The sequence below is a fragment of the Longimicrobium sp. genome, from assembly GCF_036554565.1.
Lineage (GTDB): Bacteria > Gemmatimonadota > Gemmatimonadetes > Longimicrobiales > Longimicrobiaceae > Longimicrobium.
On record NZ_DATBNB010000377.1, the window covers coordinates 1 to 6,601 of the forward strand.

Here is a 6,601-nt window from a genome sequence, read left to right on the forward strand (position 1 = left end):
CATCTCCTCCTCCGCGGGTTCATCGGCCGGCAGCGGGCTGAGCAGCTTGCGCATCCTCGCGCGGGCCTTGAACAACTGGCTCTTGCAGGTTCCGGGGTTCACGCCCAGCATCTCGCCGATCTCCTCGTGCGTGTAGCCTTCCACGTCGTGGAGGACGAGCACTTTCCGCATTCCATCGGGCAGGCGCTCCATGGCGCGCTCCAGCTTGTGCCGCAGCAGCGCGTTCTCGGCGGCGGGGCGCACGGAGAAGCTGTCGTCCACCATCGCCGTCTCGCGTCCCGCCTTGCGCAGACGGCTGCGGCGTCCGTGCAGGGCGCTGTTGACGGCGATGCGGTGAAGCCACGTGGTGAAGCGCGACTCGCCGCGGAAGGTGGGAAGCGCGCGGATGGCACGCACCCAGGCTTCCTGGGCCCAGTCTTCGGCGAGGGCTTCGTCGTGGCCCGCCAGGCGCTTGACCACGGCGTACACCCGCTGCGCGTGCCGCTGATACAGTTCGCGGATCGCGGCCCCGTCGCCGTGCTTGGCCTGGTGGATCAGGTGGATGTCGGTTTCTTCCATGGTCCGCTCGAGGGGTCCGGACATGATTGATGCCGGGGCATCGCGGAAGGTTGCCTCGCGCCGCGCTGGCGGTGGAAGCAGGGGGAGGATGGAGGGACTACCAATCTAACCAATCCGGCGGATGGCGTGGGCTTCTGCCCGATACCCTTCCGCCGCTGCGCGCATTATCCTTCCGCAGCCGCGATGGCGCCACCCCGGCTCGCCGCCGCTCATCATCCGCTCACAATCGTCTACTCGCGCCCTAACTTTCGCGCGACACTTCCTTGCCGATCCCACGCATCCTCCTCGCCGACTGCGACTCGTACTTCGTTCGCTGCGCCATGCTGGCGGACCCGGAGGGCGCGGGGCGTTCCGATCTGGTGCTCGTGGGCGGAAGTGCCACGGGGCGCGGGGTGGTGACGTCGGCCTCGTACGCGGCGCGCAAGTTCGGCGTGCACGCCGGGATGCCGATGGCCACGGCCATCCGGCTCTGCCCGCGAGGCGTGGTCGTCCCCGTCCCGGGCGAGATGGTGAACCGCAAGCACAAGGAGGTGCGCGCGGTGCTCGACGAGTTTTCGCCCGTGGTCGAGGCGGCCAGCGTGGACGAGTTCTACCTGGACCTTACCGGCACCGAGCTGCTCTACCACGGCGAACCGCTGGAGGAAACCTGCCGCCGCATGCAGCAGGCGGTGATGGACCGCACGGGAATCAGCATCTCCATCGGAGGGGCGACCGGGCGCACACTGGCCAAGATGGCGGCCTCGGTGAACAAGCCGTTCGGCGTGCACATCGTTCCGCCGGGGGGCGAGGCCGCGTTCATGAGCCGCTTCGCCCTCTCCGACATCCCCGGCGTGGGCCCCGCTCTGGCGGAAACGCTGCGTCGTCGCGGTGCCACGCAGGTGAGCGACATCGCACCGCTGGATTTGGCGACGCTGACGTCGTGGGTGGGCGATTCCCGGGCGCAGTGGCTCTACCACCTGGCGCGCGGGGAGGATTTCGGCGGCGTGGCGCCGCGGCGTCCGCAAAAGTCCATCTCGCACGAGCGCACCTTTCCCATCGACATCTCCGACCCGGAAGAACTGGAAACGCGGCTGATGATGCTGGCGGTGGAGACGGGCGCCTCGCTCCGCGCAGACGGGCTGCGGGCGCGCACGGTGACCGTTCGCCTGCGCTACGCGGACTTCACCGACCGCTCCGCCAGCCGCACCGTGCCGGATGCCATCGAGTCCGACCGGGCGATCTTCACCATCGCGCGCGAGCTTCTGCGCGAGCTGCTGGCCAAGCGGGCGGGCGCGGCGCGGCTGCTGGGGGTGGGCGTGTCGAAGCTGATGGGCGACGAGGAGCGGGAGCCGGCGCTCTTCGCGGACACTCCGGGCGGTCCCGAGACGGCGCGTGACCGCAAGCTGGCGGAGGCGACGGACCGGGTGACGGGCAAGTACGGGAAGGGCGCGCTGGTGCCCGCGCGCATCGCCCACCGCGACCCCAAGGACCGCCACCGGGGCCGTGGGGGCTCGGTGGAGGAGTAGGCACCGGCAGCCTTCACCAGAGCCTGTCATCCTGACCCGCACCATCCCGCGCGACGAGCCGCGCGACGAGCCGCGCGGGGCGAAGAATCTAGCCGCGGCCATCAGCCAAGGCGCGGCAGCGGTCACTGTAGCCGAGGCCGCGGCTGCCGTGGGGCCCTCACCCGGCCGCGCTGACACGCGTGCCACCCTCTCCCACAAACAGCGTGGGAGAGGGGGTACACTTCGGGATTTGGTGCGTCGATACGAGTGGAGTGCGACGGCGGCCGCCCCCCATCCCCAGCCCTTCCCCCGCAAACAGCGCGGGGGACGGGAGCCAGTGTGGCGCGCCACGCCAGCCGAAGCGCAGTCGAATTCTCCCTTTCCCCCGCTTGCGGGGGAGAGGGCCGGGGAGAGAGGGCGGCCAGGGGCATGCGCCGGGCTTCTCGAAGCGCACCATTCGTCGCCAACGTTCCCGGCCGAGTGCACCACGCCAGCCGGAGCGCGGATCAGGTCTCCCCCTCCCCTGCGCAGCGGGGGACGGGGGCCGGGGGGAGGGGGCTCGCAGAGGCATGCATCGGCAACCCTCCAGCCGCAATCGAAGTTCTCCCGTCTCCCGGCGCAGTTTGCCGGAGGAGGGGCCACCCACGGAATGCGCCGGAGCCGAGATGATGAACGGCGGCGCGGAGGATGTCCTCCGCGCCGCCGCGCCGTTGGTCCGAGTGCGAGAAACTCGTCGCTGTCAGGGGTGCCAGGTGATCCCCAGCTGCAGTCGCGAGTGGCCGAATCCCAGCCCTTCGTCGTACTCGTACTTCTCCCCCTCCACCTCGAACCCGGTGAAGCTGCCGGCGGTAAAGAGCAGGCCGGCCTCGAGGGCCACCTTGGGCGAGGTGAAGTACTGCACCCCGCCGCCGATGGTAATGCCGCCGCCGGAGGTGACAATTCCGGTGGAGTCCAGTCGCGAGCTTTCCGCCACGCCCGTGATGCCGCTGGTCAGGTACGGCCGCAGCGGCGAGTGCTCGTCCAGAAAGCTGGCGCGCAGGGCAATGTCCACCGTCACCTGGTCATAGCTGCCGCTCGGGCCGGCGTCGGCGATCACGGGGCCTGGGTACTTCACCCGCCCCCCGTCCGCGCTCACCAGCAGTGCCAGGCGATCGGAGAAGCCGTAGCCGACCGCCAGGCCCAGCGCGCCGCCGCGCCGCATCTCGGCATCCTCGGCGGCGCCACCGGTGGAGGCGCCGGCCACGTGGGCGTTTACCATCCAGCCACGGTTGTCGGACACCTGGGCGTGGGCCGTGGACGCCGCCAGCACGGCGCCGGCGGCGGCGAGAAGAATGTTGCGCATGGGACAACTCGTGGAAGAGGTTCGTGGTGCGAAGCGAGCCGGGAGCCCTTGTCGGGCCTCCGCCTCGCTCGCCATCACAAGGCTACGGGTGAAAGCTCACGCCCAGCTGCAGGCGGGCCGTGGTGAACTTCACGTCGTCGTCGATATCGGCGGACTGGTCGCCCACCTGGATCTCGGTGAACTTGCCGAAGCTGCCCTGCAGGCCCGCGTCCAGCGCAAGGCGGGGCGAGAAGAAGTACTGCAGGCCACCGCCGACGGTGAAGCCCGCGCCGCTGATGGTGACGTTCTCGTCCTCATTCTCGCTGGTGGTGCCTTCGGCGACGCCCGAGAACGCCGCGTTCACGTACGGGCGGAGCGCCGACTCGGTGCTGCCGAAGTTCAGCCGGCCGCCGATGTCGAAGTGCGCCAGCGCGAGGTCTTCAGCGTCCTCGCCCTCCTCGTCGGATCTGACGCTCGCCGCATCGAGGTTGATCACGAGGGCGAAGGTTTCCCCGAATCCGTAGCCGATCCCCAGCCCCAGCCCGCCACCGCTCTCACGGTCGGATTCCATATCCTCCAGGGTGGTCTCGATGGTGTTTCCGGCAACGTGCAGGTTCAGCAGGAACCCGGAGTTCTTCGAGACCTGCGCGTCCAGGCTGCCCGCGGAGAGCATGGTACCCGCGAACAGGGCGGAGGCGATCAGTGTGCGCTTCATGATGTGGTTTTCTGTTCCTGTGAGAAAGCGAATGGGGGTGGATGGTCCCGCGCCCCGGATTGGCACCCCCGATGCCGCTCCGGAGATTGTTTTAGAGAAACGACTTACGTGAAAACATGCCTCGCGGGTGTGCCCGATTGCGGACACACGCGGATGCAGATGTGGGACAATCGTGTCGAGTGGAGTCGTTGCTGGGAGGGTCTACGAGCGTTTCGGGCGGGTGCTTACGCCGGCTGTCTCCAAAAGTCAAGCAGATGCTCAAGTATAGCGCGTAATTCCCCCGCTGCGCCAGTGGTATCCTCCAACGCAAAGCCATGCGCGAGTCGATTGCGCTGGTGATGCAGCCGGATCAGCGTTTCGAACGTGTCCGCGGGAAGTTCGCCTTGCGTGTACAACAGTTTGATGAGCGCTGACGTAGGAAGCCGCTGTATAGGTAGAGCGGACTCGAACGCGTGCCGCCGGAGCGCCGCCTCGACGACCACCCAGCCCAGCAGCAGGCCAGCCGGCCTATCCATCACCTGGTCGACTCCGGCGAGACGGTGATGAATTTCTTCCCAGGTTGGCAGCGCCAAGTCCTCACCGGGCGTCACCGCTCCCGGCACGTCATCTTCCGTCACAAGGAGAAGCTGCCACGGCGGGGAGTTCCGGACCCGGTCGGCCGCTTCGATCAGCCGGTCTATGGAGCCGCTCATCACGGAGTTCCTGACCTGGATGATCAGCTTCTCGTCGCCGCGCGTCGCGATCAGGTCCGGCTCAAACCCATCAAGATCGAAGGGAAAGGCATCCGCACTGGGATGCACGACAACGTCGTAACCTTCCTGCCGGTAGCGGTGAGCGACGTGCCGCTCAAGCACGCTCCCGCGCGTACTCATCCCATTCCTCCCTTCCGAGACGCAGAGAAGTCGCTCGAGGTGGTCAGAGAACTCCGCTAACGGAACGCCGCAGGCCTCACAAATTGCCCGAAGTTCCAGCACATCGAGCCGGCGCTCCCCCGTTTCGTATTTGCTGACGAACGACTGCGGTCGCCCGAGCCGATCCGCCAGTTCTTCCTGGCGCAATCCCGATTCGAGCCGCATCTGCCGAAGCAGGTTCAACAGCGCCGCTCTCGCGTCTTTCTGATGCTGCTTCACCATCAACGCTCGGCGATTGGGATACAGGAGCTCGCGGCACAGTAGCGTAGACTTGCTCTTATCCCAAAATCGAATATATTCGATATTGGGATACGTACTAGCCACTCTTGCGCAGAGACACCAATGGCCACCAGAAATGCTCAGCCGGATCGCGTTGGAGCGCGCAATTCGCCTGCTTTGGAGCCCTGCGGCGCACACCATCGTTACTCTACGCGCGGGCCCAACGCTTCTCCGATGCGTTTGCTAGAAGTGCTCTTGGACCGTTTCGGGGCGTTTGAAGCGATTGCCAATGCGTCGATCATGCTCGCTCGCTCTTCTCCGGAGGCCGTCCTTCCGATGGACCTCCTTGTGGCGGACGCGCTCCTCGAGTTCGGGGAAGATCTACGCGAGGCGCTCGCTGCCGCCAATGAATGGGCGCACGCCGAGTGATGCTCGTCTACGCGTCCTGCATGGGCATGGGACGCGGGTGGGTCATGCCCTCGGGGGTCATGATCTCGGCGAGGCGCGCCTCGGGGAGCCAGCCTTTCTCGCGCACCAGCTCGTACACGCCGCGCCCGGTGGCCATGGCCTCCAGCGCCAGCTCGCTGGACCGCTCGTAGCCGATGTAGGGCACCAGCGCCGTCACCAGTCCGATGGAGTTCTCCACCATGGCGCGCAGGCGGTCGACGTTGGCGGTGATCCCCAGCACACACCGCCCGCGCAGTACCACGGCGCCGCGCACCAGCATGTCGATGGACTGGAACAGGTTGAAGCCGATCACCGGCTCGAACACGTTCAGCTGCAGCTGCCCCGCCTCGGCCGCCATGGTGATGGTCAGGTCGTTCCCCACCACCTGGAAGCACACCATGTTCACCACCTCGGGGATCACCGGGTTCACCTTCCCCGGCATGATCGACGACCCCGGCTGCATGGGCGGCAGGTTGATCTCGCCCAGCCCCGCCCGCGGCCCCGACGAGAGCAGGCGCAGGTCGTTGCAGATCTTGCTGAGCTTCACGGCCACCCGCTTGAGGATGCCGGACAGCTGCACGAAGGCGCCCGTGTCGGAGGTGGCCTCGATCAGGTCGGGCGCGGTGATCAGCTCCAGCCCCGTGACCTCGCACAGCCGCTGGCACACCACGCCGGCGTAGCGCGGATCGGTGTTGATGCCCGTGCCGATGGCCGTGGCGCCCATGTTGGTTTCACGGATCAGCGCGGCGGCCTCGCGCAGCCGGTCCATGTCTTCGCCGATGGTCACGCCGAATGCGTTGAACTCCTGCCCCAGCGTCATGGGCACGGCGTCCTGCAGCTGCGTGCGCCCCATCTTGAGCACGTGGCCGAACTCGGTGCCCTTCTGGTGGAAGGCGTCCTTCAGCTCGCCCAGCGCGCGCACCAGGTCTTCGATGGCCCAGTTGGC

Annotated in this window: 7 protein-coding genes; 2 read left to right on the forward strand and 5 right to left on the reverse strand. The window is 67.4% G+C overall.

Translation table 11 applies throughout. The features are described 5' to 3' along the window. Nucleotides 1-582, reverse strand: a 582-nt coding sequence (locus VIB55_RS10455) for an RNA polymerase sigma factor (RefSeq protein ID WP_331876603.1), incomplete at its 3' end; no start/stop codon positions are given. Nucleotides 583-821: 239 nt separating this feature from the next. Here VIB55_RS10455 and VIB55_RS10460 point away from each other — a divergent pair. Then, complete coding sequence (locus tag VIB55_RS10460) at nt 822-2,063, forward strand: DNA polymerase IV (RefSeq protein ID WP_331876604.1); 1,242 nt, start codon at nt 822-824, stop codon at nt 2,061-2,063. Nucleotides 2,064-2,781: 718 nt separating this feature from the next. Here VIB55_RS10460 and VIB55_RS10465 read toward each other — a convergent pair. The 3 genes from VIB55_RS10465 to VIB55_RS10475 all read right to left on the reverse strand — a co-directional run bounded on the left by VIB55_RS10465 (nt 2,782) and on the right by VIB55_RS10475 (nt 5,211). Beyond that, entirely contained in the window at nt 2,782-3,384 is a 603-nt protein-coding gene (locus VIB55_RS10465) for an outer membrane beta-barrel protein (protein WP_331876605.1), read from the reverse strand. A gap of 82 nt (nt 3,385-3,466) precedes the next feature. After that, nucleotides 3,467-4,078, reverse strand: coding sequence for an outer membrane protein (locus VIB55_RS10470; RefSeq protein ID WP_331876606.1), 612 nt, complete (start codon nt 4,076-4,078; stop codon nt 3,467-3,469). 224 nt (nt 4,079-4,302) lie between these two features. After that, complete coding sequence (locus tag VIB55_RS10475) at nt 4,303-5,211, reverse strand: helix-turn-helix domain-containing protein (RefSeq protein ID WP_331876607.1); 909 nt, start codon at nt 5,209-5,211, stop codon at nt 4,303-4,305. Between the two features lie 237 nt (nt 5,212-5,448). Here VIB55_RS10475 and VIB55_RS10480 point away from each other — a divergent pair, with 237 nt between their 5' ends. Continuing rightward, the gene (locus VIB55_RS10480) at nt 5,449-5,637 is read left to right on the forward strand and encodes a hypothetical protein (protein WP_331876608.1); all 189 of its coding nucleotides are present in this window, start codon (nt 5,449-5,451) and stop codon (nt 5,635-5,637) included. A 7-nt stretch (nt 5,638-5,644) separates the two neighbouring features. Here VIB55_RS10480 and VIB55_RS10485 read toward each other — a convergent pair. Next, a partial coding sequence (locus VIB55_RS10485; RefSeq protein ID WP_331876609.1) for an aspartate ammonia-lyase occupies nt 5,645-6,601 on the reverse strand: 957 nt, incomplete at its 5' end.

Excerpts from the sequence above, each read along its gene's own strand:
- VIB55_RS10465 (WP_331876605.1), bottom strand. The coding sequence starts at position 3,384 with ATGCGCAACATTCTTCTCGCCGCCGCCGGCGCCGTGCTGGCGGCGTCC.
- VIB55_RS10470 (WP_331876606.1), bottom strand. The coding sequence starts at position 4,078 with ATGAAGCGCACACTGATCGCCTCCGCCCTGTTCGCGGGTACCATGCTC.
- VIB55_RS10475 (WP_331876607.1), bottom strand. The coding sequence starts at position 5,211 with ATGGTGAAGCAGCATCAGAAAGACGCGAGAGCGGCGCTGTTGAACCTG.